Below are 25073 nucleotides of genomic sequence, written 5' to 3' on the forward strand. Positions count from 1 at the left end.
CCGGAGGAATGATCCTCCGGCCCCTTTTTCGTTCGGCTGGCGCCTGCAACATCCCCGACCGGCCGGAGCCGGCCGGGGACATTTTGGACTTAGAAGTCCATGCCGCCCATGCCGCCGCCGGGCATGCCGGCCGGCATTGCGGGCTTGTCTTCCGGCAGCTCGGACACGGTGGCTTCCGTGGTGATGAGCAGGCCGGCGACCGAGGCCGCGTTCTGGAGGGCGGTGCGCACGACCTTGGTCGGGTCGATCACGCCGGCCGCAACCAGGTTCTCGTACGTGTCGGTCGCCGCGTTGAAGCCGATCGTCGTGTCGTTGCCGTCGAGCAGCTTGCCCGAGACCACGGCGCCGTCCTGGCCGGCATTCTGCGCGATCTGGCGAACCAGCGACGTCAGCGACTTGCGAACGATGTCGATGCCGCGGGTCTGGTCGTCATTCTCGCCGGTCACGCCTTCCAGCGCCTTCGATGCGTACAGCAGCGCCGTACCACCGCCGGGGACGATGCCCTCTTCGACGGCCGCGCGGGTCGCGTGCAGCGCGTCGTCGACGCGGTCCTTGCGCTCCTTCACCTCGACCTCGGTCGCACCACCGACCTTGATCACGGCAACGCCGCCGGCGAGCTTGGCGAGACGCTCCTGGAGCTTCTCGCGGTCATAGTCGCTGGTGGTGTTCTCGATCTGCGCACGGATCGCCTCGGTGCGGCCCTTGATCGCGTCGGCTTCACCGGCCCCATCGACGATGGTGGTGTTGTCCTTGTCGATCGTGACGCGCTTGGCGGTGCCCAGCATGCCGACGGTGACGCTCTCGAGCTTGATGCCCAGATCTTCCGAGATCAGCTCGCCAGCCGTCAGGATCGCGATGTCTTCCAGCATCGCCTTGCGACGATCGCCGAAGCCCGGTGCCTTGACCGCTGCGACCTTCAGGCCGCCGCGCAGCTTGTTGACGACGAGCGTGGCGAGCGCCTCGCCCTCGATGTCCTCGGCGATGATGAGCAGCGGACGACCCGACTGCACGACCGCTTCCAGGATCGGGAGCATCGCCTGCAGGTTCGACAGCTTCTTCTCGTGGATCAGGATGTACGGGTCGTTCAGCTCGACCGTCATCTTCTCCGGGTTGGTGATGAAATAGGGCGACAGATAGCCGCGGTCGAACTGCATGCCCTCGACGACGTCCAGCTCGAATTCGAGGCCCTTGGCCTCTTCGACGGTGATGACGCCTTCCTTGCCGACCTTTTCCATGGCTTCGGCGATCTTCTCGCCGACTTCACGGTCGCCATTGGCCGAGATGATGCCGACCTGCGCCACTTCCGACGAGCCCGACACGGGCTTCGAGCGGGCCTGCACGTCCTCGACGACCTTGGTCACCGCCAGGTCGATACCGCGCTTCAGGTCCATCGGGTTCATGCCCGCAGCCACCGACTTCATGCCCTCGCGCACGATCGCCTGGGCGAGAACGGTCGCGGTGGTGGTGCCGTCGCCGGCAATGTCGTTGGTCTTCGAGGCCACTTCGCGCACCATCTGCGCGCCCATGTTCTCGAACTTGTCCTTGAGCTCAATTTCCTTGGCGACGCTGACGCCGTCCTTGGTGATGCGCGGTGCACCGAAGCTCTTGTCGATCACGACGTTGCGGCCCTTCGGGCCCAGCGTGACCTTGACTGCATCGGCGAGGATGTCGACGCCGCGCAGGATGCGCTCGCGCGCGTCGCGGCCGAATTTCACGTCCTTGGCTGCCATGTGGCTACCCTTTCAGATGTGTGTAAACAGAAGTGGAAGCGTGGCCAGGTTTAGCCGACGATCCCCAGAATGTCCGATTCCTTCATGATCAGAAGGTCTTCGCCATTCACCTTGACCTCGGTGCCCGACCACTTGCCGAACAGGATGCGGTCGCCGGCCTTGACGTCCAGCGGCGTCACCTTGCCGTCCTCGGCCTTGATCCCGGTGCCGGCAGCGACGACTTCGCCTTCCTGCGGCTTTTCCTTGGCGGTGTCGGGGATGATGATTCCACCGGCCGTCTTCTCCTCCGCCTCGACACGGCGGACGAGGACGCGGTCATGCAACGGACGAAAGTTCATCGCGGATGTCCCTCTTTTAAGTACGTGTGACACTTTTTTGGCACTCCGCGAATGCGAGTGCCAACGCGCCGGATATGTGGCGGGGGTCCTGATGCGTCAACGGGCCGGGCCGGAAAAAATTGCGGGCGGGGGCCGGCCGTGCGGAACCAGCGGCGATTACCGTTTTTGTCGGCTTCATGCTGCCGCCCATTCTGTATTGGAAGGCTAATACAGGCCATTTACGCGCGCGCTCCGCTGTTCTAGCGTCCCGCGCATGACCGACGCTCGCGCCGCTTCGCCACTCGACCAGGATTTCAGCCGATCGCCCAGCGGGGCACCATCCAGGCGCCGACGCGGCGGTTGGCGACTGGTGCGGGGCGCATGGAAATTGCTGGTCGGGATCAAGGACCTGCTGGTCCTGATCGCCATGTTGATCTTTTTCGGCCTGTTGTTCGCCGCACTCAATGCCCGGCCGGGTACCAAGGCGATCAAGCCCGGCGCGCTGCTCCTCAACCTGCGCGGCTCGATCGTCGAACAGCCCGAGGAGATGGACCCCTTCTCGATGCTGTCGGGTCAGGACATGCCCCGCCAGTACCGCCTGCGCGATGTGGTGCGCGCGATCGACACGGCGCGCGGCGATGACCGGGTCAAGGCGCTGGTGCTCGATCTGGACGGCTTTTCCGGCGGTTATCCGGCGGTGATCCAGGAGGTTGCCGACGCGATGGGCCGCTTCCGCGCCACCGGAAAGCCGGTCCTGACCTATGCCACCGGCTATACCGACAGCGACTATCGCCTGGCCGCGCAGGCCAGCGAGATCTGGATGAACCCGATGGGCGGCACGCTGTTCACCGGGCCGGGCGGCAACCAGCTTTATTACAAGGGGCTGATCGACAAGCTCGGGGTGACGACGCACGTCTACCGCGTCGGCCGCTACAAGTCCTTTGTTGAACCCTATACCCGCGCCGACCAGAGCCCCGACGCGCGGGCCGCCAGCCAGGCGCTGTACGGCTCCCTGTTCGCCCAGTGGCGCGAATCGATCGCCAAGGCGCGTCCCAAGGCGCAGGTCGCCCGCTTCCTTGCGCAGCCCGACCAACTGGTGCTGGCCGCCAATGGCGACACCGCCCGCGCGAACCTGGGCGCCGGCATCGTCGACAAGCTGGGTGACCGGATCGCCTTTGGCCGCCGCGTCGCGCAGATCGCCGGCGTCGCCAATGATCGCCCGCTCGGCAGCTTCAACACGGTCGGCTACGACGCATGGGTGCGCGCCAACCCGCTGCCCACCGCCGGCGACGCCATCGGCGTGCTGACCGTCGCCGGCGAGATCGTCGACGGCAAGGGTGGCCCCGGCACCGCGGCCGGCGACACGATCAGCAAGGCAATGCTCGACGGTCTCGCCAAGAAGAAGCTGAAGGCGCTGGTCGTGCGGGTCGATTCGCCCGGCGGCTCGGCGCTGGCCTCCGAACAGATCCGCCTCGCCGTTCTGGAAGCCAAGAAGCGCGGACTGCCTGTGGCCATCTCGATGGGCGGCCTTGCCGCGTCCGGCGGCTACTGGGTTTCCACCGCGGGCGATCGCATCTTTGCCGAACCGGGCACGATCACCGGATCGATCGGCATCTTCGGCCTGATCCCGACATTCGAGAACACGCTGGCCAAGATCGGCATCACCAGCGACGGCGTGAAGACCACCCCCCTGTCCGGTCAGCCCGACATATTGGGCGGCACGACGCCGATGCTCGACACCATCCTGCAGGCGGGCATCGAAAACGGCTATCGCCAGTTCATCGGCCGCGTCGCCGCCGCCCGCCGGATGACGCCCGCACGCGTCGACGAAATCGCGCAGGGTCGCGTCTGGGACGGCGGCACCGCCCACCAGTTGCGCCTGGTCGACCAGTTCGGCAACCTGTCGGACGCCATCGCCTGGGCCGCGCGTCAGGCAAAGCTCGATCCGGCCAAGGTCCATGCCGAATATCTGGAAAAGGAACCGGGCTTCGCGGCGAAGCTGGCGGACAGCTTCGGCGGTGACGATGGCGACGACACGGCGGGACCCGCCGGCGACATCTTCGCGCGCGTCGCCGCCGACCGCCGCGCGACGCTCGCCCGCGCGCTGGGCGACGTGGCACGACTGACCCGCGGCGGCTCGATCCAGGCGCGCTGCCTGGAATGCGGCGGCTTCGGTGCGACCGCATCGGCGTCCGACACGCGCCTGCTCGACCTGATCCTGGCGCGGATCGGTCTGTGATCGGGGTTCGCGCCGCCCGTCCGGACGATGCCGCGGCGATCGCGGCGATCTACGCTCCCCATGTGCTGGCGGGCGTGGTGTCGTTCGAAACCGAGGCGCCGGATGCCGCGCTCATGCAGGAGCGCATCGCGGCGTCCGATGGCCTGTATCCCTGGATGGTCGCCACCGTCAGCGAGGGCGCCGGCGATGCGGACGAACGCGTGCTGGGCTATGCCTATGCCGCGCAATTCTCCCCGCGTGAGGCCTATCGCTGGGCGGTGGAAACCACGATCTACGTCGCCGACGGGGCGCAGCGCCAGGGACTGGGCCGGCTGCTCTACCAGGCGCTGGTCGCCACGCTGCGCAAGCAGGGCTTTACTCAGGCGATCGGGCGCATCGCGCTTCCCAACGATCGCTCGATCACGCTGCACGAGGCGGTCGGCTTTCGCCGGGCCGGCGTGTTCCGCGAGATCGGCTACAAACATGGCCGCTGGATCGATGTCGGCTATTGGCAGTGCGAGCTGGCGGATGCCGCCGTACCCCCGTCCGAGCCGCGCCGCTTTGCCGAGGTCGGCGTGATTCGCGGCTGATGCTCAGCGCTGTCCGCGATAGGCGGGCAGCGCCAGATGGAAATGGATCGCCACCGCGCGCAACGCAAAGCCGGCGGTGGCCGCCACCGGTGCGGCAAGTCCGACCGGCATCCCCGATGCCACCAGCACCACGAAGCTTGCCGACGACAGTGCCGCCGCGGTGACATATAATTCGGGCCGCATCAGGATCGACGGCTCGCCGGCCAGCACGTCGCGGATGATGCCGCCGACACATGCCGTCACCACGCCCATCACCACGGCTGGAATGGGTGGAACCCCGTATTTCAATGCCTTGGCCGCGCCATATACCGCATAGGCCGCCAGCCCGATCGCGTCGAACCACGCAAGGGCCGCCCCCGCCACCACCGCTCCGGTGTCACCCACACCACCAGCGCCGCCGACAGGCACACCGCCGCCGCACGCGCATCATGGATCCAGAACACCGGCGCCCCGATCAACAGGTCGCGCACCGTGCCGCCCCCCACCCCAGTAATCAGCGCAAAGAACGCCAGCGTCACCATGGTCTGCGCCCGCTTTGCCGCCGCCAGCGCTCCCGAAATGGCAAACACCGCCAACCCGGCCAGATCGAGCCACGGCGCCGCAACGGGCAGGATTTCAACAGACGGCATCATCGCTTTTCCGGCTTTAGCGGCATGCGCCCGGATCATGAACAGCTTGTTGTTCTCCGTTCATGCAACCCCCGTTATCCGGGGCACGTTACGCCAGCAGATCAAGATTCTAAGGGAGTATATTCGATGCGTAAGTTGATGCTCGCACTGGGCTGCACCGCGATGGTCGTGCCGACGGTCGTCCTGCCGGTTTCCGCCGCCGATGCGCAGCGCCGCGGCAAGTATCGGGAATGGCGCGACGACCGCGGCCGTGTCCGCTGCCGCAAGCCGGACGGCACCACGGGCCTCGTCGTTGGCGGCGTGGCCGGCGCGCTGCTCGGCCGCACCATCGACACCCGCGGCGACCGTACGCTCGGCACCCTGGGCGGTGCTGCCGCCGGCGCACTGGCCGGCCGCGCGATCGATCGCGGCTCCAGCTCGCGCCGCTGCCGCTAAAAGCACATCTACCCTGAACCGGCGGGCGCCGCGATCGTTGGATCGCGGCGCCCGTTTCATTTCAGGAGAATGGACATATGACCACCCGCTCGGCTTCGGCCCGCTACGAAGGACTTGGCAAGGACGGCAAGGGACAGGTTTCGCTCGGTTCCGGCCTGCTCTCCAACAGCCCTTACGGCTTCAACACCCGGTTCGAGGATTCACCTGGCACCAATCCGGAGGAATTGATCGCCGCGGCGCATGCCAGTTGCTTCACCATGGCGCTCAGCTTCGCGCTGGCCGGCGAAGGCCATTCGGTCGGCACGCTGGAGACCACGGCAAAGGTGACGCTGGTCAAGGATGGTGACGGCTTCACGATCAGCAAGTCCGCGCTTGCGCTCACCGCACGCGTCGAAGGCATCGAGGAAGACGAGTTCAAGAGGATCGCCGACGGCGCAAAGAAGAACTGCCCGGTGTCCAAGGTCCTGAATGCCGAGATCACGCTCGACATCACGCTGACCGAGGCCTGAACAAGACGTAGTTTCCGGTTCACGCAACCTGGCATAGATGGGACGGGTTCTTCATCCCACCTATGCCAAAGGGAGTGTAACCATGCGTACCACCGTCCTTTTTGCCGCTCTGGCCATGACCACGATAGGCGCCGTGCCCGCCGCTGCGCAGAATACGCGCTGGCAGGCGGACCGCGAATATCGTCAGGAAGTGCGCGAGGCGCAGCGTGATTATCGCCGTGACATGCGCCGCGCCGACAGCCGCCGCGACGTGCGCGAGGCCCGGCGCGACTATCGCCGTGACATCCGCGACGCGCGCCAGGATCATCGCCGCGACGTGCGCAACATCAATCGCTGGCGCAACTATGACTATAACCGCTTCGAACCCGGTCAGCGCGGCTATTATGCCGAGCGTTATTACCGGGACGGGCGCTATTACCAGCCGCGCCGGCTCGGTCGCAACGACCGCATCTATCGCGGCTACAACGGCCGCTATTACTGCCGCCGCAACGATGGCACCACGGGGCTGATCGTCGGCGCGCTCGGTGGCGGCGTGCTCGGCAACCTGATCGGCAATGGCCGGTCCAGCCTGCTCGGCACGCTGATCGGTGCCGGCGGTGGCGCGCTGCTCGGCCGGGAGATCGATCGCGGTCAAGTTTCCTGCCGCTGACAAGCACGGGGCCGGCAGCACCGCCGGCCCCCATTCCCCTCAGATGATGCCGCCGCCCAGCATCAGGCGCAGCGCGAAGATCACGATCAGCACCAGGTTCAGGTTGCGCCCCGAATTGCGCGACGACAGCGCACCGATGCCGGCGCCGACAATGGCGATCGGGATGACGAACCAGTATCCCCACGCCAAGAATGGCAGGAACGGCACGATGCCAAGCACCAGTGCGACGAGGCCGATCAGGATCGAGACTATGTTCAGCATGGTCCCGATTATGGTCCCTGCCCCATCATGGCACAAGCGTCGCGCGTCCCGTTAACCCGCCCGCGACCGGTTGATGCTACCACCGGCACCATGATCCGCCCGCTCCTCCTGGCCTCGCTGGCCGCGCTCTCGCTCGCCGCCTGCAATCGCAGTGCACCGACGACGCAGAATGACCTCGACCAGCTGGACCGCGAACTGACCCAGGCCAATGGCGACGACCCCGTCCGCGATCCGGCGCTGACCGCCGCCCTGCGCGACCAGATCATGGTCGACCCGGCGCTGGCCCAGTCGTCGAACGGCAACGCGGTCCGCCCGCCCGCCCGGCCCGATCCGGGTGCGGTTCCCGCCGGCACCCGCCCCGCCGACCCGGTCGACCCCGCCACGCTGCGCAAGGCCCCGGCGCCCTCCGCAAACTGCCCGGAATGCCGCGCCAGGGACGGCGCCCTGACCGCCGGTGCGCTGGCCGGTACCCAATCCGCTACCGCCGCCTGCGCCCGAAACGTCCGCTACTCCGCCACCTACGCCAACCGCCTGCCCCCCACCCTCCCCCTATACCCCGGCGCACAAATCAGCGAGGCGGCGGGCGCCGATGCCGATGGCTGTGCGCTGCGGGTGGTCACCTTCCGGGCGGGCGGCACACCGGCGCGGGTGATCGACTGGTATTTCACCCATGCCCGGCAAGGCGGCTATTCCGCCGAGCACAAGGCGGAAGGGCCTCGCCACGTCATCGGCGGCACGCGGGGGCCCGCCGCCTATATCGTCTATGTCTCGCCCCGCCCGGGCGGGGGCAGCGACGTGGATTTCATCACCAACGCAGGCATTTGATCGACCGCGCGCGTTGTCTTTTGCGAAGCGGGGCCGCTTGCGCTAGGGCGCCGCGATGCAATCGCTTCTTCTCGTCATGCTGGGTGGCGCGCTTGGATCGGGGGCCCGGCACCTGACCGGGCGCACGATGCTCGCGCTGGCCGGCCCCGGCTTTCCTGCCGGCACCCTGACGGTCAATCTGGTCGGCGGGCTCGCCATGGGCCTGCTCGCCGGGGTGTTGGCCCGTACCGGCGGTGCGGAGGGCTGGCGCCTGTTCGTCGGCGTCGGCGTGCTGGGCGGGTTCACCACCTTTTCGTCCTTTTCGCTGGACACGGTGATGCTGGTGGAAGCGGGCCGGTCGCTGGCGGCGATCGGCTATGTCGCGGCCTCGGTCGCAGGTTCGCTCCTGGCGCTGGTCGCCGGACTATCACTGGCGCGGGGGCTGGCATGACGGACAAGGTTCGCGAATTCACCGTCGGCTATGACGATGACGGCATCCGGCTCGACCGCTGGTTCAAGCGGCACCTGCCCGATACCAGCTTCACCACCGTCGCCAAATGGGCCCGCACGGGGCAGCTTCGCGTCGATGGCAGCCGCGCCACGCCGGGCGACCGCATCGCCGCCGGCCAGCTTCTTCGCGTCCCCCCGCCCGAGGCACCGCGCGACGAGGAGGCACGACCGCGCCGCGAACGCCCGCCGCTGAGCGACGACGCGATCGCCTTCGCGCGCGACATGGTGATCTACAAGGACGCCCAGGCGCTGGTGCTGAACAAGCCCCCCGGTCTCGCGACGCAGGGCGGCACCAAGACGCATGAGCATGTCGACGGCCTGCTCGATGCCCTGCAGTTTGAGGCGGAGGGTCGTCCCAAGCTGGTCCACCGGCTGGACAAGGACACCAGCGGCGCGCTGCTTGTCGCACGCTCGTCGCGCGCCGCGGCATTCTTTGCCAAGGCGTTCTCCGGCCGCACCGCGCGTAAGGTCTACTGGGCGCTGATCGTCGATGTCCCCTCGATCGAGGACGGCATGATCGAACTGCCGATCGCCAAGCAACCGGGCAGCGGCGGCGAGAAGATGCATGTCGACGAGGAGAACGGCCAGCCCGCCCGCACCCGGTACCGGGTGATCGAACGCGCCGGCAATCGCTGCGCCTGGGTCGAGTTGCAGCCCTTTACCGGCCGCACGCATCAGTTGCGCGTCCACATGGCGGCGATCGGCCACCCGATCGTCGGCGATGGCAAATATGGCGGCGCCGCGGCATTCCTGACCGGCGGGATCAGCCGCAAGATGCACCTGCATGCCAGGCGGATCCGCGTCGACCACCCCGATGCCGGGCGCATCGACGAAACCGCCAGCCTGCCCACCCATTTCGCCGAAAGCCTGGCGAGCCTCGGCTTCGAGGAAGCACGCGGCGACGCGCTGCCGCTGGACGAGGGCAAGGGCCCGCCCACCCGCGAGCAGACAAAGGCGCGTGCCAAGGCGCATGCCAAGACGGTGCGCAAGGAACGCCGCGGCGAACGGCGCGGGCGCGGCAGCCGCGACTGACCCCTGCGCCCGCCGGCATGTCCCCTCCCCTTCGTCTCGCCGTGTTCGACTGCGACGGCACCCTGGTCGATAGCCAGGCCAATATCTGCCGCGCCGCCGCGCAGGCGTTTCGCGGCCTTGGCCTGGACCCACCACCGCGGGAGGCGGTGCGCAGCATCGTCGGGCTGAGCCTGGTCGAGGCGATGCGCGTACTGGCGCCGGCGCAGGACGATGCCATGCAGCGCCGGCTGGCGGCCGATTACAAGGACGCGTTTTTCGCCATGCGGCATGCCGGCACGCTGGACGAAGAGCCGCTGTTCGAGGGGATCGGCGCGCTGGTGGCCCGGCTGGACGCGCAGGGTTGGCTGCTCGGCGTCGCCACCGGCAAATCCGATCGCGGGCTGGCGCATGTGCTGGACCATCACGGCCTCGCCCGGCATTTCGTGACGTTGCAGACCGCGGACCGGCATCCCTCGAAGCCCGATCCGTCGATGCTGCTGACGGCGATGGCAGAGGCAGGGACCACCCCGCAGGATACGGTGATGATCGGCGACACCAGTTTCGACATGGCGATGGCAAAGGCAGCCGGCGTGCGCGCCGTCGGCGTCGCCTGGGGCTATCACGGCATCCGCGAGATGATCGACGCCGGCGCCGATGTCGTGGCGGAGCGGGTGGCGGACCTGCCCGCATTGCTGGTGCCGGCATGAGCCCCGTCGACGCACAGGCGCGGCGCCGCTGGATGGCCATTGTCGGCGTGCGGATGATGGGGATCGCCGGGGCGGTGTTCGGCCTCGTGCTGGTATCGCGCGCGCCGACGCTGGCGCCGCGTATCCTGGGCATCGCGATCGTGCTGTCCGCGCTGCTGGTGGTGGCGATCGTGCCCGCCAGCCTGGCGCAGCGTTGGCGGAGTGGTGGGGAATGAAGCGGTTCTGGCGCCAGGTTTCGGTGGACGATGACCGGGTGATCCGGCTGGATGATCGCCCGGTGCGCACACCCGGCCGCACCCCGCTGGCGCTGCCGACCCGGGCGGCGGCAGAGGCGGTGGCGGCGGAATGGGCCGCGGTTGCCGACATGGTGGACCCGCGCGCGATGCCGCTGACCGGGCTGGCCAATGCCGCGATCGATCGGATCGCGCCTGACCCTGCCCATTTTGCCGAAGGACTGGCGCGCTACGGCGAGAGCGATCTGCTCTGCTACCGTGCGGACGATCCGGCGGAACTCGCGGCGCGACAGGCGGCGGCGTGGGACCCGGTGATCGCCTGGGCCCGCGCCCGCTACGACATCGCGGTGGAGACGACCGCCGGGATCATCCACCGGCCGCAGCCGCCGGCGACGCTGGCACGGCTGGGGGATGCGGTCGCCGCCCTCGATCCGTTCGCCATGGCCGCCCTGTCGCCGCTGGTCACGCTGACCGGTTCGCTGCTACTCGCCCTCGCGCTGGTCGAAGAGGCGTTCGACGCCGATACGATATGGGCGGCCGCCCATGTCGACGAGGATTGGCAGGTCGAACGCTGGGGCGAGGACATTCTGGCCGCCGAACGCCGCACCGCCCGCCGCGCCGAATTCGACGCCGCGCTACGCTTTCTGCGTGCGGTGCGGGGCTAAAGCAGGCCGCATGCCCCACTGGTCCCCGTTCGTCTCGCCTAGTGATGGACGACACCGGATTGATCCCCCTCCCGTTCGTCTCGAGTAGTCGTCGAGTAGCGGCAAAGCCGCGTATCGAGACGACGTATCGAGAGACACCTCGCCGCCCGCGGCCCTGCTTCGACACGGACGGGCCAAGGTGATGTGATCCTGCTCCAGCCGCCAGACAGTGACATGGCCGGGGAATCTAGAAACAGGGGCGTCGCCACGCCCCCGTCCCCTACCGCGTCAGCTTGCGGATAAAGCCGATCAGGCCCGTCTGGCGCGACCGTTTCAGGCGCTCGGCCGCCAGGATGGTGCGGACGCCCTCGAAACAGCGCTCCACATCGTCGTTAACCAGCACATAGTCATAGCCGTCCCAGTGGCTGACCTCGTTGGTGGCGCGCGCCATGCGGGCATCGATCACCTCCTGCGCATCCGTCGCGCGGCGCTCCAGCCGCTGGCGCAGTTCCTCCATCGACGGGGGGAAAATGAACACTCGCACCACATCGCCGCCGGCGATCTGGAACAGCTGCTGCGCACCCTGCCAGTCGATGTCGAACAGCACGTCCTTGCCGGCCGCCAGCATCTCCTCCACCTGCGCGCGCGGCGTACCGTAGCGATTGTTGAAGACGTGCGCCCATTCCAGGAATTCGTCCTCCGCCGCCATGCGCCGGAATTCTTCCAGATCGACGAAGTGATAGTCCTTGCCGTCCACCTCACCGGGGCGCATCGGCCGCGTCGTCGCGGACACCGACATCGCCAGTTCCGGATCGGCGGCGAGCAGCATGCGCGCGATGGTGGATTTGCCCGCGCCCGACGGCGAGGACAGGACGAACAGGACGCCGCGGCGCTTGAAGCCGTGCGGATCGTTGGGCGTGCTGGGCATGGCCGCCTTTGGCGCGGGGGCCGCCGCCACGTCAAGCTTTGGAAGAACCACGGGGGCAAATGCCCTGTGCCGCGTGTCCTTCAGGCCACCAGCGCGATCAGCTGCGCCAATCCATTGGCGCCGGTCTTCGCCAGCACGGCGGCGCGGTGATCCTCCACCGTCTTGGGGCTGAGGCCGAGCAGCCCGGCCACCGCCTTGTTGCTGTGCCCCTGGACCAGCAGGTCGAACACCTGCCGTTCGCGCGGCGACAGCGTCATAGTGCGGCCATGCTGGTCGCGCCGTCCTCTCGACCAGGCCACGCCCTCGGCAACGGCGGCGAGCAGCCGCGCCTCGTCCAGCGGCTTTTCCAGATAATCCAGGCCGCCATGCCGGCGCACCGAATCGACCGCATTGGCGGTCGTCGGCCATGCGGTCATGAAGATGATCGCCGCACAGGGGTCGATCGCCCGTACCCGGTCGGCAAAGCCGAAACCGTCCAGATCGCCCATCATCACATCGGTGACGATGCAGTGCGCCGGGGCCTGTGGATAGACCTCCAGCAACAGGGCCGGATCCAGAAACGGCTCCGCATCGAAGCCATGGCGACCGAGCAGCCGGGCGACGCTGGCGCCCAGATCGCGGTCATCGTCGACGACATAGACGGTGCCGGGCGACAAGACGGTCATGCGGGATCTCCGATCAGCGGCAGGGTCAGGATGGCGCGGACGGTGCCGCGGGTGTCGATGTCGCGGTCCAGCGAACCGCCATGCGCCGCCACGATCGCACGCGCGACAAGCGTGCCCACCCCCATGCCGGGCTGCGGCGCGCGGCTGGGTGAACAGCGGTTGGTGATCGTCACGCGCGCGCGATCCCCGACGGCGTCGACGCTCAGGTCGACCGTCGCATCTCCACAGGCCTGGATGGCGTTGCGGAGCAGGTTCATCACCGCCTGCGCCAGTTCCACTTCCTGCCCCAGAACGGCAAGGTCCGGATCGACCGGCGCCACGTTCAGGCGGACATGCGCCGCCTTCGCCTCGGGCGCCGCGAGCCCGACCACGCTGTCGATCAGGGCGACGAGCGGGAGCGGCGTCGGCTCGTCCACCACGCGCCCGCCGAAACGGCGCAGCCGGCGGACGAGGGCGGACAACGTATCGGCCTTGCGATCGATCAGTTCGGCGCTGGCGGCGATCTCCGGCCCTGCGTCGCGCGCGATCGCGTTCAGGTGGCGCGCCTCGATCGCCAGCGTGGACAGCGGCTGGCTGATCTCATGGATCACGGCGACCGACATGGCCCGCAGCGTCTTCAATCGTTCGGCCTGGAACAGCAGCCGGTCGCGCCGGGCGACATCGGTGCGGGCACGGCGCTGGCTGTCGGCAAAGCTGCCCGCCAGATACCCGACCACCGCGATCATGCTCAATCCCAGGTGGAGGTTCAGGCGCTGCGGCGTGGCCACCGCGCCGGCGGTGCGCGACAGGGTCAGCACGACGACGACCAGCAACGCCGCCCAAGCCGCATGCCGCCCGAATCTCAGCCCGATCCACGCCACCGCCAGCAGCACCGGCATCGGTTGCCACCCCAGCCCCAACAGGTCGAGCGCCGCGACGATGCCGATCGCACCGCCCAGCGTAAGCACCGCCTCCACCAGCGCTGCGGTTCGCATCCGCGGCCATTGCGGGGCGGCGCGACGGGCGCCGAGCCCTGCCGCCCACAGAACGGGCGGCGCCACGATCAGCACGCCCAGCAGGTCGCCCACCGTAAAGGCGGTCAGCGACAGCACGATCGATTGCGCGCCCGCCACCCCGGTCATGTCCGGCCGCAGCATCGCCTGCGGCAAGGCGACCAAGGCCGCGAAGTGCGGCGCCGCCACCGCGGCCAGCCCGAACGGCATCGGCGCGACCAGCAACTCGGCCCGCCGCCCGCTCGCCAGCCGGCGGATCGCGGCCACGACCAGGCCATAGGCCAGCACCGGCCGCACGATGCCCACCACCGCTATCGGCCAGTCGGGCGACGCAAAGACGATCACCCCCTTTGCCACATCGACCGCCAGCTCGATCAACGCCACTGCCGGCGTCAGCCGCGCCCCCAGCCGCCACAACAGCGCAAACCGCAACCCCGCCGCAGGGAACCACAGCGAATAGAACCCCTCCCCGCTCCACCACACCGCCACCGCATGCGCCAACGCAAACCCGACAGCATAGAGCGAAAGCGCAACTGCATCGCTCCATCGGGGCAGCCATGTGCGAAGACCGAAATGCATGGCCGGATGATCGAACGGCATGGTGGCCATGAACCCTTGTGACAGGAAGCGCGCCCGAACCGAAGCCGGGAAAATCCCGGATGCGGCAAGCGAACATCTTTCGGCAAGCCGAACATGGTAGCGTCATGCGGTGACAGGTCGGATGGGGATGGCAACGATGGACGATGATGCGCGCGCGCTGCTGGCCGCCATTGAGGCGCTGGACGTTGATCCACCGAATGCGGCGCTGCGCTTCACCGATCGGCTGGCACGGGAACAGGGCTGGTCGCGTCGCCATGCGGTGGCCGTCGATCGTGAATATCGCCGCTTTCTCTACCTCGCCGCGACCATCGATCATCCCATGACGCCCTCCGATGCGGTGGATCAGGCATGGCACCTGCATCTGACCTATACGCGCAGCTATTGGGACGATCTGTGCGGTCGCATATTGCGCCGCCCGCTGCATCATGGCCCGACACCCGGGGGGCGGGATGCGAAGGAATATTATCACGACCGCTATAGCGCGACGCTGGAGCGATACGCCGCAGTCTTTGGCCATGCACCGCCCGCCGCGATCTGGCCCGCGCCGGAACGCCGTTTCGCTATTCAGGGCGTGCGTGTCGACCGGTCGAAGACATTGGTCGTCGAAAAGCGGACGTTGGCGCTGACGGCGCTGCCCCTGGCGGCGATGCTCACGACCGCAGCCTTTCCGCTGGCAGGGTTGATGCCCGTGATCCTGACGGTGACTATCGCCGCGGTCGTGATCGCCGCGCTGCGCGCTGCCCGGCGCAAGAAGCGCGATCACGACGGGGAATTCGATCTCGACTTTGGCGATGGCGACGGCGACGGCGCCGATGGGTGCAGTGGCTGTGGCGGCGATTGACCGGGCCGGCAAGGTTCCGGCCCGGCAATTCGATCAGAACCGGGTGCGCAGCGTCAGGCCATAGGTGCGCGGCTCGCCCAGATAGGAGGTGAAGATCTGGTTCCCCACTCCGCCGAAGCGTTGCACCTGCCCTTGCGATCCGGCACCCTGGAACGGCGCGTTGAAGGCGACCTGCTGATAGTCCTGATCGAACAGGTTCATCACCCACGCCTCCACCGCCCAGGCACGGTTGGGCCCGCGCAGGCCGATGCGCGCATTGGCGACGAAGAAGCCGTCCTGCTCCTTTTCGAAGAACAGGTCGGAGCCGGTGTTATAGTCCGAGCTCATCCGCCCATCGGCGTAGAACAGCGCGGACAGCCCCGACGAGCCCAGTTCGGGCGTCCAGCTTGCCGACACGGTGACGACGTTGCGCGGCGCGTTCGACAACTGGTTGCCCGGCAGCAGGAACAGCGCGGGGTCCAGCGGCGCCCCGGCGGCACTGCCCACCAGATTGCGGCGCAGGCGCGTGTCGGCAAAGGTATAGCCCATGTTGACTGAGAAGTTGCGCGCCGGATACAGCCCCGCCTCCACCTCGACACCCTGGCTGCGCACGCCAAATTTCACGTCGGACGCACAGGCGCCGGTCGTGGCGCTGGCGTCGCGATCGCCGCCGTTCAGGCTGGTCGAGCAACTGCCGATATTCTCTACCACGAAGTTGGTGCCGTTGAAGGTGTTCAACTGGAAGTTGTCGAAGTCGGAGCGGAAGGCGGCGACGTTCAGCGTGAAATCGGCCGAAGTGAACTTGAAGCCCGCTTCATAGGCATTCACCAGTTCGGGATCGAAGCGCAGGTTGCGCACATCGGCATTGCTGCGCGGGAACAGCGCGGTGCCGAGATCGGACCGGTCGAGATTATATCCGCCCGCCTTGTACCCGCGCGAATAGCTGGCATAGACCAGCCAGTTGTTGTTCGGCTTCCAGGAAAGGACGCCGGTGCCGGTCAGTTGATCCTCCTTGAAGGAGTCGTTCAGGTTCAGCGCGTTGAGCGCGGACGAGCTGTTGCCGGTACAGCCAAGCGTGATGATGCCGCCGGCCAGGCTGGCCAGCGCCGGATTGGCGAGCAGGCCGCCCAGGCCACCCTGCGCGGTGCCCGCCTGAAGCTGCGGACACAGGGTGTTGGTGTTGTTGAAGAACGCGCGGAACGCCTTTTGCTCGCGTGTGTAGCGCAGGCCGGCGGTGATGCTGATCGTATCGGTCAGGCGGAAGATGTTGTGGGTGAACGCGGCGTAATTCTCGCTGTCCTGATAATAATCGGCGCGGGTATCGCCCAGATTGTTGAGCGCGGACAGACGGCGCAGATTGCCGATGATCAGCGGCGCGGCGGCACCGAGCTGCTGGGTCAGCGCGCCCTGCCCGATGGGGCTGAGACAGCCGGAGCCGGGCGTGGTGCTGCGCAGGGCAGCGGCAGGGTTCACCGTGGCGACGATGCGGCAGGCGGCGAACAGGCCGTACTGGCTGCCGAACTGCAGATTGTCGCGCACCACCAAGTCTTCGTTGGAATAGAAGCCGCCGACCAGCCAGTCGAGCTTGCCGTCGAAGGCCGAGCCTTGCAGGCGCAGTTCCTGGGTAAAGGTGTGGAACTGGCGGAACGCGTTGCCGTCATCGTCCCGGTAGCCGATGTCGAGGCTGCCATAATCGATATCGGCGGCGTTGCCCGACTTGTATTCGCGATATGCGGTGATCGAGGTCAGCGAAGCGCCGCCCAGATTCCAGTCGATCTGCATCGACCCGCCATAATCCTTGGTGACGTTGCCGTAAGCCCGGCCCGGCGAGTTGGCGATGCGCCGGTTATAGGGATCGCCCGCACTCGGGAACACGGCGCCGAGCTGTTGCATCACCTGCACGATGCGGTTGCCGGCCGGGTTGATTGCGAAGTCGCCGGGCACGCCTGGGGTGGGATCGATCTTTTCGCGCAGGTCGACATAGACCGCGCCGCAGCACTTCTCGTCGCGGCGGGTGAAGTCGCCGATCAGGCGCACCGCGATGTCGCTGGACGGCTCGAACAGCAGCTGCCCGCGCACGAAATAGCGGTTGCGGTCGTTGTAATCGGTATTGTTGACGACATCGTACAGGAAGCCGTCACGCTTGTTGAACACCCCGTCGATGCGGAAGGCGAGCATGTCGGGGATGATCGGCCCGGTCAGCGCACCCGCAAGCCGGACGTTGTTGTAATTGCCGTAGGTCGCCTCGCCATAGCCGCCAAAGGTGTAGGACGGCGCCTTGGTGATGATGTTGATCAGGCCGGCGGACGCGTTGCGACCGAACAGCGTGCCCTGCGGTCCGCGCAGCACCTCGATCCGGTCGACCTCGCCCAGATCGTTCAGGCCGGAGCCGGTACGGCTGCGATAGACCCCGTCGATGAACACCGCCACCGAGCTTTCCAGGCCGGGATTGTCGCCCACCGTGCCGATACCGCGGATACGCGCCGATGCGTTCGCCTCGCTGCCCGTCGAGGATACCAGCAGCGACGGCGCCAACTGGCCCAGCGCGCGAATGTCGGTGGCGCCGGAATTTTGCAGCGACTCCTGGCTGATCGCGGATACCGCGATCGGCACGTCGGACAGTCGCTCGGCCCGGCGGGTGGCGGTTACAACGATATCGCCGGCGTTGAGCGGCGCCTGGGCGGCGGCGCGCGTCGTGTCGGCATCGGTTGCGTCGCTGGTCTGTTCGCCGACCGCGGCGTTGGCGGTGCCCTGGGCCGGCACTTGGGCCTCGGCGGGCGTGGTGGGAACATCCTGCGCTGCGGCGGGGACCGCGATGGCAAAGGTGGCGGCAGATAGCAGGAACGCACTCGCGCGCATCGGCTTCACTCTCCTGTCCTGAACCCGGCTGCCGGCTTTTGCCGATCCGCCTTTTCGTTTTTGTAGTTCGGGGTCAGGCTACGTGCGCACCGTTGATAAAGTCTATCTATTTCGAAGATGGAGTATCGGATTTTTTGGTGTGTCACCGGGGCGCCACACCGACGGGTTCGGCCATATCCGCAGCGGCGTCGATGGCGCCGCATACGAAAAGGGCGCCCGCATCGCTGCGCGCGCCCCGTTCGACGGATTCGCCGTGGCTTACTTGGGTGCCAGCACCATCAGCATCTGGCGGCCTTCCATGCGCGGATAGGCCTCCACCTTGGCGACCTCGTTCACCTGCTCGGCGACGCGCTGAAGCACGTTCATGCCAAGCTGGCCGTGCGAAAGCTCGCGACCGCGGAAGCGCATCGTGACCTTCACCTTGTCGCCCTCACCGATGAACTCGACCACCTTCTTCATCTTGGTGTCATAGTCGTGATCGTCGATGTTCGGACGCATCTTGATCTCCTTGATCTCCTGCGTCTTCTGCGACTTGCGGGCGAGGTTCGCCTTTTTCTGCGCCTCGTACTTATACTTGCCGACGTCCAGGAACTTGGCGACGGGCGGGTCCGCGTTGGGCGACACCTCGACCAGGTCCAGGCCGACTTCCTGAGCCTGCGCGATCGCCTCGCGAGTGTACATCACGCCGAGATTCTCGCCCTCATGGTCGATCACGCGAACCTTCTGGCTCTGGATCCACTCGTTGAAGCGGGGACCATTCATCGGCGGCGCCTGCATCGGGCGGCGCATCATGGGAGGACGTATGGGTATTTCTCCTGTGGCAGTTGCCTTCTCAATATAGGGCAAATGCGGTTGGTTTGAAAGATGGTGTGCGGGGAGTCTTTTCGGGGGCACAACCTGCTCCCTCTCCCCGTCGGGGAGAGGGGGCTTGGATCACCGCAGATCCGGCGGGGTCGCCTCGCCCTTGAGCATCGCGACCGCCTCGTCCAGCGTCACGATCTCCTGCGCCTGGCTGCCGAGACGGCGGATGGCGACCTTGCCTTCCTCCGCCTCGCGCTTGCCGACGACCAGCAGCACCGGCACCTTGGCCAGGCTGTGCTCGCGCACCTTGTAGTTGATCTTCTCGTTGCGCAGGTCGGTCTCGACGCGCAGCCCTGCGGCCCTCAGCGTCGCCGCCGCCTGCTCGGCATAGCCGTCCGCATCCGACACGATCGTGGCCACCACCGCCTGCACCGGCGCCAGCCACAGCGGGAAGCGCCCGGCATGATGCTCGATCAGGATGCCGATGAAGCGCTCGAACGTCCCCAGGATCGCACGGTGCAGCATGACCGGGCGGTGCCGGTTGCCGTCCTCCGCCACATAGGAGGCATCGAGACGCTCGGGCAGCACCCGGTCCGACTGGATGGTGCCCACCTGCCACGTCCGCCCGATCGCGTCGGTCAGGTGGAACTCCAGCTTGGGTGCGTAAAAGGCACCCTCGCCCGGCAATTCCTCGAACTTCGCCTTGATCGTCTCCGACAGGCTGGATTGCAGCACCGCACGGCGCAGCTCGTCCTCCGACTGGTCCCACATCGCATCCGAGCCGAAGCGCTTTTCCGGGCGCAAGGCGAGCTTCACCGCATAATCCTCGAAGCCGAGGTCGCGGTACACCGAGTCGAGCAACTCGCAGAAATTGCGCACTTCCTCGACCAGCTGGTCCTCGCGCACGAAGATATGCGCGTCGTCCTGGGTGAACTGGCGGACGCGCATGATGCCGTGCAGCGCGCCGTGCGGCTCGTTGCGGTGGCAGCAGCCGAACTCGGCCATGCGGATCGGCAGGTCGCGGTACGACTTGATCCCCTGACGGAAGATCAGGACATGCGCGGGGCAATTCATCGGCTTCAGCGCCATCAGGTCGGCATCGCCGGAAATGACCGCGCCCTCGTCCTCCGTGTTCGGGATCTCGTCGGGCACGACGAACATGTTCTCGCGATACTTGCCCCAGTGGCCGGACTGCTCCCACTGGCGCGCGTCCATCAGCTGCGGGGTCTTCACCTCTTCATAGCCCGCCGCATCCAGCCGGCGGCGCATATAGGCCTCCAGCTGGCGCCACAGCATATAGCCCTTGGGATGCCAGAAAACCGACCCCTGCGCCTCCGACTGGAGGTGGAACAGGTCCATTTCCGCGCCGATCTTGCGATGGTCGCGCTTGGCCGCTTCCTCCAGCCGGGTCAGATGCTCCTGCAACTGCTTCTTGGTCAGCCAGCCGGTACCGTAGATGCGGCTGAGCATCGCATTCGCCTGGTCGCCGCGCCAATAGGCGCCGGAAACGCGGGTCAGCTTGAACGCCGCCGGGTCCAGCTTGCCCGTCGTCGGCATGTGGGGGCCGCGGCACATGTCCAGCCACGCGCCCTGGCGATAGATGGTCAGTTCCTCGCCTTCGGGCAGTTCGGCCGCCCATTCCGCCTTGAACGTCTCGCCCTGCTCGGTCCAGCGGTCGATCAGGTCCTGGCGCGACCACACCTCGCGCACGAACGGCTCGTTGCGGGCGATGATGCGGCGCATCTCGTCCTCGATGGCGGGCAGGTCCTCGTCGGTGAACGGCCCGCGTTCGGGATTGGGGGCGAAATCATAATAGAAGCCGTCCTCGGTCGCCGGACCGAAGGTGATCTGCGTGCCGGGAAACAGGTGCTGCACCGCCTCCGCCATGACGTGCGCGAAGTCGTGGCGGGCAAGCTCCAGCGCGTCGGCCTCGTCCTTGAAGGTGATGAGCGCAAGCTGCGAATCCCCGGCGAACGGCCGCGACAGGTCGCGCACCTCACCGTCCACCCGCGCCGCGATCGCCGCCTTGGCGAGCCCCGGGCCGATCGCGGCGGCCACGTCCGCCGGGGTAGTTCCGGGCGCGACCTCGCGGACGGAACCGTCGGGCAGCGTGATGCGGAACATGGCGGACATTATGCGACTCTCATGATGGAGGGATGCACACGGCAAAGCCCGCGCGCGGGGGCCGTATAGGCGGATTGGCGCCTTTGGTCACGTCCCGCGTTTTGCCATCGATTTTGGGTTCACGCGAAGGCGCGAAGACGCAAAGAGGTTTCACGGCGCGTCAGCGCCATCACGATCATCGTATCGCATGCAGCGGTGCGGTGGCCCCGCCCCCCCAACATCTTCGCGCCTTCGCGTCTTCGCGTGAAATAATATGCGCGCAAAATCGTCTTCCGATCTCAGGCGATCCCGAACGGGACCAGCCGGTTCGTCTGCGTATGACCGATCTCGGCGCGCCCCAGATAGGGCACCCCCATGTCCCCGCACCAGCGCCGGATCATGAACTCCAAGCTTTCGCCCCATTCGGGCTCGTTGGGCTGCACCGCGGTCACGCCCCCCAGGCGGACGCCCGCCAGCCCCTTCAACTGCGTCGCATTGGCCATGGTGAACAGCAACCGGTCGACAGCGTACATCGGCTCCGACACTTCCTCGATCAGCAGCACATGGTCGGCAAGGTCGGGCAACCACGGCGTGCCGATCAGCGCGGCCAGGATCGACAGGTTGAACGCCGCCGCCGGCCGCCCGTCCAACCCGGGCTCCAGCCCCTGCCTGTCCCCCCGCGCCAGCCAGCCGAGCGAACGCGCCACCGTCACATCCCCACCCTCCCGCCGGATATCGCTGGCCATCGGCCCATGCACCGGCCGCCCGATACCGCGCGCATAGAGCGCCCCCAGGACGAAGCCGAGGTCGGAATAGCCGATATAGGTCTTGTGCCGCGCCGCCGCGCCCAGGTTCGGCATCACCCGCGACAGGATACGGTTCGAGCCGTAGCCGCCGCGCAGAAACCAGATCGCGTCGATCCCCGGATCGTTGGCGAACTCCAGAAACGCCGACGCACGCCGCTCGTCCGACCCGGCGAAATGGCCGTCCGCCTCATAGCATTGCGGATGAAAGATCAGGTCGACCTCGGGATAGGCGATCGCGGCGAAGGCGCTGACCGGCGCTTCGGCCGCCGGGTTGCCGATGCTGGACGGCGCCAGGATGCCGATTTTCATGAATGCCTTGTTCCCCGCACGCGCCAAGCGGTTGCCCCGCGACCGAAACGCCGATAGCGCGCCGCCATGGACGACGGCAATTCCTGTTTCCTGGTGGGCATCGGCGGTTCGGGCATGATGCCGCTGGCGATGATCCTGCGGGCCAAGGGCAAGACGGTGGCGGGCTCCGACCGGGGGCTGGATCAGGGGCGCGTGGCCGCCAAGTTCGATGCGTTGCGGCGCGCCGGCATTGCCCTGTTTCGCCAGGACGGATCGGGCGTCACCACGGCCGACCAGATGGTGATCGCCTCCGCCGCGGTGGAGGAAAGCGTGCCCGACATCGTCGCCGCCAACCGCCTGGGCTGTCCCCGCCGCACCCGTGCGCAGATGCTCGCCGAACTGTTCAACGCCGCCCCCCTGCCCATCGGCGTCGCCGGCACCAGCGGCAAGTCCACCGTCACCGGCATGATCGCCTATATTCTCCACACGCTCGGGCGGGACCCCACCGCGATGAACGGCGCGGTGATGAAGAACTTCGTCGCCCCCGACGCCCCGTTCGCCAGCGCGCTGGTCGGGCGCGGCGACGCGTTCGTCAGCGAAGTGGACGAAAGCGACGGCTCGATCGCGCTTTATCGCCCGCGCATCGCGGTCCTCAACAATGTCAGCCTCGACCATAAGGGGCTGGACGAGCTGCGCGCGCTGTTCTCCGGCTTTGCCGGCCATGCGACGCGCGTCGTCGCCAATGCCGGCGATCCGGAAACCGCGGCGTTGCTGGCAGGCCTGCCGAACGTCACGACCTTTGCAGTGGAGGGAGAGGCCGATCTGGTCGCCGAGGCCCTGATCCCTGAGCCCTTCGCGATCGGCTTCCACCTGGTCGTGGGAAACACACGACTGCCCGTGCATCTGTCGGTGCCCGGCCGGCATAACGTATCGAACGCGCTCGCCGCGATCGGCGCCTGCGTCGCCGCAGGCGTTCCGATCGAAGATGCCGTTCGCACGATCCAGGGCTTTACCGGTCTGCGTCGACGCTTCGATCTGGTCGGCACGGCCGGCGGCGTGTCGGTGATCGACGATTTCGGCCACAACCCGGACAAGATCGCCGCGACGCTGGACACGCTGCATGCCTTTCCCGGCCGGCTGCTCGTCCTGTTTCAGCCGCACGGCTATGGCCCCCTGAAGATGATGGGCGACGAACTGATCCGCACCTTTGCCGAACGCCTGGCACCCGACGACCTGCTGGTCCTGCCCGATCCCGTCTATTTCGGCGGCACCGTCACCCGCAACGTCGGCAGCGGCGACATCGTCGCCGGCATCCGTGCCGCAGGCGGCGACGCGCACCACATCGCCGACCGCGCCGCCGCCACCGACCGCCTGATCGCCGAGGCGCGGACCGGCGACCGCATCATCGTGATGGGCGCCCGCGACGACACGCTGAGCCTGCTCGCCGCCGACATGGTGGAGCGACTGGCCACGCGCAGCTAGCGTCCCGCGCAGGCGTTGCCTTCGCCGTCCCCGCTCCCGTAGAAGCACGGGCCATGACGACGCCTCAACGCCCCCGCCTCGCCTATCATCACACCCCCGGCACCGGTCCCACGATCGTGTTCCTGCCGGGCTATGCCTCCGACATGCAGGGTTCCAAGGCGCTCGCGCTGGAGGCATGGGCGCGCGGGCAGGGCCGTGGCTTTCTGCGCTTCGACTATGGCGGCTGCGGCCAGTCCGAAGGCGCGTTCGAGGATCAGTCGCTGGCCGACTGGCGCGATGATGTCTGCGCCATGCTGGACGATGTGGCGCAAGGACCCGTGGTACTGGTCGGCTCGTCGATGGGCGGCTGGCTGATGCTGCTGGCCGCCAGGGCGCGGGCGGAGCGGGTAAAGGCGCTGGTCGGCATCGCGCCCGCCCCCGACTTCACCGACTGGGGCTTCACCATGGAGGAGAAGATGGCGCTGTTGCAGCAGGGCCGCATCACCCGCGCCAACCCTTATGGTCCGGAACCGACGCTCTACACCCGCCATTTCTGGTCGTCGGGTGAGGCCAATCGCCTGATGTTCGGCGAGATCGCCTTCGACGGCCCGGTCCGCTTCCTGCAAGGCCAGCAGGACAAGGACGTGCCGTGGCAGCGCACCGTGCGGCTGGCCGAGTTGATCCGTTCAGCCGATGTGCAGACGCTGCTCGTCAAGGACGGCGACCACCGGTTGTCGCGGGAAGGGGACATCGCCCTTCTCGTCCGCGCCGTCGAGGATGTTCTGGCCCGCTTATGATCCTGCCCCTGCTGCTCGCCCTCGCCACGCAGGCCGGCGCATCCTGCGCGACCGAGCCGAAGGACGCGACCCCGGCCGCACGCGCCGCGGCGACGCAGTGTCGCGGGCTGGCATTGGCCGCGGGCAAGAACTGGTCGGGCGCCGCGCAGGCGTTCGAACAGGCGGCGGCCCTATCGCCGCGCGACCGCGCCGCCGGCTATTGGGCGCAGGCTGGCAATGCCTGGCTGGCCGGTGGCGATACGTCCAGGGCGAAGGCGGCGCTCGACCACGCGCTTGCCGCCGGCACGCTGAGCGGCCTCGATCTGGGCGAGGCGCAACTGGATCATGCCCGCGTGCTGGTTGCGGAGAACGACCTTGCCGGCGCCCGCACCGACCTCAACGCCGCGCTGGCCAATGCTCCGGAGGACCCGCTGGCATGGCTGCTGTCGGCGACGCTGGCGCGGCGGATGGGCGACCTGCCGCGTGCCAAGGCCGACATCGCCCACGCGCTGGAACGGGCGAGCGACGATGCCTCGGTACAGCTTGAGGCCGGCAACATCGCCGCCCGCGACGGCGACGAGGCCGGCGCCCGCGCCGCCTGGACCATGGCGATGCGGATCGCTCCCACCGCGCCCGCAGGTATCAGCGCGCGGGCCGCGCTGTCGCAATTCGGCCCGATCCCCTCGACAGTGACCCGGTAGAAGCGGACTGCATTCGCATCATCCGT

The 25073-nt window shown here is 67.6% G+C and carries 25 protein-coding genes and 1 pseudogene; 15 read left to right on the forward strand and 11 right to left on the reverse strand.

Going from position 1 to position 25073, the window contains the following annotated elements; genetic code table 11:
• Positions 1-89 precede the first annotated feature (89 nt).
• Together groL and groES are read right to left on the reverse strand one after the other, a co-directional pair.
• Complete coding sequence (groL, locus tag NPJ82_RS13810) at positions 90-1730, reverse strand: chaperonin GroEL (protein ID WP_112381317.1); 1641 nt, start codon at positions 1728-1730, stop codon at positions 90-92.
• A 50-nt stretch (positions 1731-1780) separates the two neighbouring features.
• A complete protein-coding gene (gene groES / locus NPJ82_RS13815; protein ID WP_112381318.1) occupies positions 1781-2068 on the reverse strand; it encodes a co-chaperone GroES in 288 nt (95 codons plus the stop codon).
• 253 nt (positions 2069-2321) lie between these two features.
• Between groES and sppA the strand changes: the two genes are divergently transcribed.
• Together sppA and NPJ82_RS13825 are read left to right on the forward strand one after the other, a co-directional pair.
• Positions 2322-4286 (forward strand): signal peptide peptidase SppA, encoded by a 1965-nt coding sequence (gene sppA / locus NPJ82_RS13820; RefSeq protein WP_342657704.1) that lies wholly within the window; start codon positions 2322-2324, stop codon positions 4284-4286.
• Positions 4283-4855 carry an N-acetyltransferase family protein gene (locus NPJ82_RS13825; protein ID WP_342657705.1) on the forward strand — a complete coding sequence of 191 codons (573 nt, stop codon included), beginning with the start codon at positions 4283-4285 and terminating at the stop codon, positions 4853-4855. The genes sppA and NPJ82_RS13825 overlap by 4 nt, the downstream gene beginning before the upstream one ends.
• Positions 4856-4858: 3 nt before the next feature.
• Here the strand turns inward: NPJ82_RS13825 and NPJ82_RS13830 are convergent.
• Positions 4859-5487: pseudogene (locus NPJ82_RS13830) on the reverse strand (trimeric intracellular cation channel family protein).
• A gap of 123 nt (positions 5488-5610) precedes the next feature.
• On the opposite strand from NPJ82_RS13830, the gene NPJ82_RS13835 reads away from it, so the two are divergent.
• The 3 genes from NPJ82_RS13835 to NPJ82_RS13845 all read left to right on the forward strand — a co-directional run bounded on the left by NPJ82_RS13835 (position 5611) and on the right by NPJ82_RS13845 (position 7077).
• Positions 5611-5919, forward strand: a complete 309-nt coding sequence (locus NPJ82_RS13835; RefSeq protein WP_235903844.1) for a glycine zipper 2TM domain-containing protein — start codon at positions 5611-5613, stop codon at positions 5917-5919.
• Positions 5920-5996: 77 nt separating this feature from the next.
• On the forward strand, positions 5997-6428 hold the full coding sequence (locus tag NPJ82_RS13840; RefSeq protein ID WP_112381323.1) for an OsmC family protein: 432 nt from the start codon (positions 5997-5999) through the stop codon (positions 6426-6428).
• Between the two features lie 82 nt (positions 6429-6510).
• Positions 6511-7077 carry a glycine zipper 2TM domain-containing protein gene (locus NPJ82_RS13845; RefSeq protein WP_112381324.1) on the forward strand — a complete coding sequence of 189 codons (567 nt, stop codon included), beginning with the start codon at positions 6511-6513 and terminating at the stop codon, positions 7075-7077.
• Between the two features lie 39 nt (positions 7078-7116).
• On the opposite strand, the gene NPJ82_RS13850 is transcribed toward NPJ82_RS13845, so the two are convergent.
• Complete coding sequence (locus tag NPJ82_RS13850; protein WP_298092383.1) at positions 7117-7338, reverse strand: hypothetical protein; 222 nt, start codon at positions 7336-7338, stop codon at positions 7117-7119.
• Between the two features lie 90 nt (positions 7339-7428).
• On the opposite strand from NPJ82_RS13850, the gene NPJ82_RS13855 reads away from it, so the two are divergent.
• The 6 genes from NPJ82_RS13855 to NPJ82_RS13880 are packed head-to-tail and all read left to right on the forward strand — an operon-like array spanning position 7429 to position 11268.
• Positions 7429-8163 carry a hypothetical protein gene (locus NPJ82_RS13855; protein WP_342657706.1) on the forward strand — a complete coding sequence of 245 codons (735 nt, stop codon included), beginning with the start codon at positions 7429-7431 and terminating at the stop codon, positions 8161-8163.
• A gap of 55 nt (positions 8164-8218) precedes the next feature.
• Positions 8219-8593 (forward strand): fluoride efflux transporter CrcB, encoded by a 375-nt coding sequence (gene crcB / locus NPJ82_RS13860; RefSeq protein ID WP_267350460.1) that lies wholly within the window; start codon positions 8219-8221, stop codon positions 8591-8593.
• A complete protein-coding gene (locus NPJ82_RS13865) occupies positions 8590-9684 on the forward strand; it encodes an RluA family pseudouridine synthase (protein ID WP_149681036.1) in 1095 nt (364 codons plus the stop codon). The genes crcB and NPJ82_RS13865 overlap by 4 nt, the downstream gene beginning before the upstream one ends.
• A 17-nt stretch (positions 9685-9701) precedes the next feature.
• Positions 9702-10370 carry an HAD-IA family hydrolase gene (locus NPJ82_RS13870; RefSeq protein ID WP_342657707.1) on the forward strand — a complete coding sequence of 223 codons (669 nt, stop codon included), beginning with the start codon at positions 9702-9704 and terminating at the stop codon, positions 10368-10370.
• On the forward strand, positions 10367-10585 hold the full coding sequence (locus tag NPJ82_RS13875; RefSeq protein ID WP_112381329.1) for a hypothetical protein: 219 nt from the start codon (positions 10367-10369) through the stop codon (positions 10583-10585). The genes NPJ82_RS13870 and NPJ82_RS13875 overlap by 4 nt, the downstream gene beginning before the upstream one ends.
• Positions 10582-11268 carry an ATP12 family protein gene (locus NPJ82_RS13880; RefSeq protein ID WP_342657708.1) on the forward strand — a complete coding sequence of 229 codons (687 nt, stop codon included), beginning with the start codon at positions 10582-10584 and terminating at the stop codon, positions 11266-11268. Before NPJ82_RS13875 ends, NPJ82_RS13880 begins: the two co-directional genes overlap by 4 nt.
• Positions 11269-11527: 259 nt before the next feature.
• Here NPJ82_RS13880 and gmk read toward each other — a convergent pair whose 3' ends face one another.
• The 3 genes from gmk to NPJ82_RS13895 all read right to left on the reverse strand — a co-directional run bounded on the left by gmk (position 11528) and on the right by NPJ82_RS13895 (position 14441).
• Entirely contained in the window at positions 11528-12175 is a 648-nt protein-coding gene (gene gmk / locus NPJ82_RS13885) for a guanylate kinase (protein ID WP_112381331.1), read from the reverse strand.
• Between the two features lie 80 nt (positions 12176-12255).
• Positions 12256-12840, reverse strand: coding sequence for a response regulator (locus tag NPJ82_RS13890; protein WP_267350467.1), 585 nt, complete (start codon positions 12838-12840; stop codon positions 12256-12258).
• Positions 12837-14441 (reverse strand): ATP-binding protein, encoded by a 1605-nt coding sequence (locus tag NPJ82_RS13895; RefSeq protein WP_342657709.1) that lies wholly within the window; start codon positions 14439-14441, stop codon positions 12837-12839. Before NPJ82_RS13895 ends, NPJ82_RS13890 begins: the two co-directional genes overlap by 4 nt.
• A gap of 127 nt (positions 14442-14568) precedes the next feature.
• Here NPJ82_RS13895 and NPJ82_RS13900 point away from each other — a divergent pair, with 127 nt between their 5' ends.
• Positions 14569-15273 carry a hypothetical protein gene (locus NPJ82_RS13900; protein WP_342657710.1) on the forward strand — a complete coding sequence of 235 codons (705 nt, stop codon included), beginning with the start codon at positions 14569-14571 and terminating at the stop codon, positions 15271-15273.
• 33 nt (positions 15274-15306) lie between these two features.
• On the opposite strand, the gene NPJ82_RS13905 is transcribed toward NPJ82_RS13900, so the two are convergent.
• The 4 genes from NPJ82_RS13905 to NPJ82_RS13920 all read right to left on the reverse strand — a co-directional run bounded on the left by NPJ82_RS13905 (position 15307) and on the right by NPJ82_RS13920 (position 22130).
• Positions 15307-18111, reverse strand: coding sequence for a TonB-dependent receptor (locus NPJ82_RS13905; RefSeq protein ID WP_342659026.1), 2805 nt, complete (start codon positions 18109-18111; stop codon positions 15307-15309).
• A 258-nt stretch (positions 18112-18369) separates the two neighbouring features.
• Positions 18370-18903: a translation initiation factor IF-3 gene (gene infC, locus NPJ82_RS13910; RefSeq protein WP_112381333.1), complete on the reverse strand. Its 534-nt coding sequence runs from the start codon at positions 18901-18903 to the stop codon at positions 18370-18372.
• A gap of 141 nt (positions 18904-19044) precedes the next feature.
• A complete protein-coding gene (gene thrS, locus NPJ82_RS13915) occupies positions 19045-21045 on the reverse strand; it encodes a threonine--tRNA ligase (protein WP_342657711.1) in 2001 nt (666 codons plus the stop codon).
• Positions 21046-21314: 269 nt separating this feature from the next.
• Positions 21315-22130 carry an LD-carboxypeptidase gene (locus NPJ82_RS13920; RefSeq protein ID WP_162853742.1) on the reverse strand — a complete coding sequence of 272 codons (816 nt, stop codon included), beginning with the start codon at positions 22128-22130 and terminating at the stop codon, positions 21315-21317.
• A 66-nt stretch (positions 22131-22196) separates the two neighbouring features.
• Between NPJ82_RS13920 and NPJ82_RS13925 the strand changes: the two genes are divergently transcribed.
• From NPJ82_RS13925 to NPJ82_RS13935, 3 genes are read left to right on the forward strand one after another with little or no spacing between them, the layout of a single operon-like run.
• Positions 22197-23591 (forward strand): Mur ligase family protein, encoded by a 1395-nt coding sequence (locus NPJ82_RS13925; protein WP_342657712.1) that lies wholly within the window; start codon positions 22197-22199, stop codon positions 23589-23591.
• A gap of 53 nt (positions 23592-23644) precedes the next feature.
• On the forward strand, positions 23645-24367 hold the full coding sequence (locus NPJ82_RS13930; protein WP_112381336.1) for an alpha/beta hydrolase: 723 nt from the start codon (positions 23645-23647) through the stop codon (positions 24365-24367).
• Entirely contained in the window at positions 24364-25047 is a 684-nt protein-coding gene (locus NPJ82_RS13935; protein WP_342657713.1) for a tetratricopeptide repeat protein, read from the forward strand. The genes NPJ82_RS13930 and NPJ82_RS13935 overlap by 4 nt, the downstream gene beginning before the upstream one ends.
• Positions 25048-25073: the final 26 nt, after the last annotated feature.

Origin of the sequence: Sphingomonas sp. NY01 (assembly GCF_038809135.1) — a bacterium.
GTDB lineage: Bacteria > Pseudomonadota > Alphaproteobacteria > Sphingomonadales > Sphingomonadaceae > Sphingomonas > Sphingomonas carotinifaciens.

Excerpts from the sequence above, each read along its gene's own strand:
- groL (WP_112381317.1), bottom strand. The coding sequence starts at position 1,730 with ATGGCAGCCAAGGACGTGAAATTCGGCCGCGACGCGCGCGAGCGCATC.
- groES (WP_112381318.1), bottom strand. The coding sequence starts at position 2,068 with ATGAACTTTCGTCCGTTGCATGACCGCGTCCTCGTCCGCCGTGTCGAG.
- sppA (WP_342657704.1), top strand. The coding sequence starts at position 2,322 with ATGACCGACGCTCGCGCCGCTTCGCCACTCGACCAGGATTTCAGCCGA.
- NPJ82_RS13835 (WP_235903844.1), top strand. The coding sequence starts at position 5,611 with ATGCGTAAGTTGATGCTCGCACTGGGCTGCACCGCGATGGTCGTGCCG.
- NPJ82_RS13840 (WP_112381323.1), top strand. The coding sequence starts at position 5,997 with ATGACCACCCGCTCGGCTTCGGCCCGCTACGAAGGACTTGGCAAGGAC.
- NPJ82_RS13845 (WP_112381324.1), top strand. The coding sequence starts at position 6,511 with ATGCGTACCACCGTCCTTTTTGCCGCTCTGGCCATGACCACGATAGGC.
- NPJ82_RS13850 (WP_298092383.1), bottom strand. The coding sequence starts at position 7,338 with ATGCTGAACATAGTCTCGATCCTGATCGGCCTCGTCGCACTGGTGCTT.
- NPJ82_RS13855 (WP_342657706.1), top strand. The coding sequence starts at position 7,429 with ATGATCCGCCCGCTCCTCCTGGCCTCGCTGGCCGCGCTCTCGCTCGCC.
- crcB (WP_267350460.1), top strand. The coding sequence starts at position 8,219 with ATGCAATCGCTTCTTCTCGTCATGCTGGGTGGCGCGCTTGGATCGGGG.
- NPJ82_RS13865 (WP_149681036.1), top strand. The coding sequence starts at position 8,590 with ATGACGGACAAGGTTCGCGAATTCACCGTCGGCTATGACGATGACGGC.
- NPJ82_RS13870 (WP_342657707.1), top strand. The coding sequence starts at position 9,702 with ATGTCCCCTCCCCTTCGTCTCGCCGTGTTCGACTGCGACGGCACCCTG.
- NPJ82_RS13875 (WP_112381329.1), top strand. The coding sequence starts at position 10,367 with ATGAGCCCCGTCGACGCACAGGCGCGGCGCCGCTGGATGGCCATTGTC.
- NPJ82_RS13880 (WP_342657708.1), top strand. The coding sequence starts at position 10,582 with ATGAAGCGGTTCTGGCGCCAGGTTTCGGTGGACGATGACCGGGTGATC.
- gmk (WP_112381331.1), bottom strand. The coding sequence starts at position 12,175 with ATGCCCAGCACGCCCAACGATCCGCACGGCTTCAAGCGCCGCGGCGTC.
- NPJ82_RS13890 (WP_267350467.1), bottom strand. The coding sequence starts at position 12,840 with ATGACCGTCTTGTCGCCCGGCACCGTCTATGTCGTCGACGATGACCGC.
- NPJ82_RS13895 (WP_342657709.1), bottom strand. The coding sequence starts at position 14,441 with ATGGCCACCATGCCGTTCGATCATCCGGCCATGCATTTCGGTCTTCGC.
- NPJ82_RS13900 (WP_342657710.1), top strand. The coding sequence starts at position 14,569 with ATGGACGATGATGCGCGCGCGCTGCTGGCCGCCATTGAGGCGCTGGAC.
- NPJ82_RS13905 (WP_342659026.1), bottom strand. The coding sequence starts at position 18,111 with ATGCGCGCGAGTGCGTTCCTGCTATCTGCCGCCACCTTTGCCATCGCG.
- infC (WP_112381333.1), bottom strand. The coding sequence starts at position 18,903 with ATGATGCGCCGCCCGATGCAGGCGCCGCCGATGAATGGTCCCCGCTTC.
- thrS (WP_342657711.1), bottom strand. The coding sequence starts at position 21,045 with ATGTCCGCCATGTTCCGCATCACGCTGCCCGACGGTTCCGTCCGCGAG.
- NPJ82_RS13920 (WP_162853742.1), bottom strand. The coding sequence starts at position 22,130 with ATGAAAATCGGCATCCTGGCGCCGTCCAGCATCGGCAACCCGGCGGCC.
- NPJ82_RS13925 (WP_342657712.1), top strand. The coding sequence starts at position 22,197 with ATGGACGACGGCAATTCCTGTTTCCTGGTGGGCATCGGCGGTTCGGGC.
- NPJ82_RS13930 (WP_112381336.1), top strand. The coding sequence starts at position 23,645 with ATGACGACGCCTCAACGCCCCCGCCTCGCCTATCATCACACCCCCGGC.
- NPJ82_RS13935 (WP_342657713.1), top strand. The coding sequence starts at position 24,364 with ATGATCCTGCCCCTGCTGCTCGCCCTCGCCACGCAGGCCGGCGCATCC.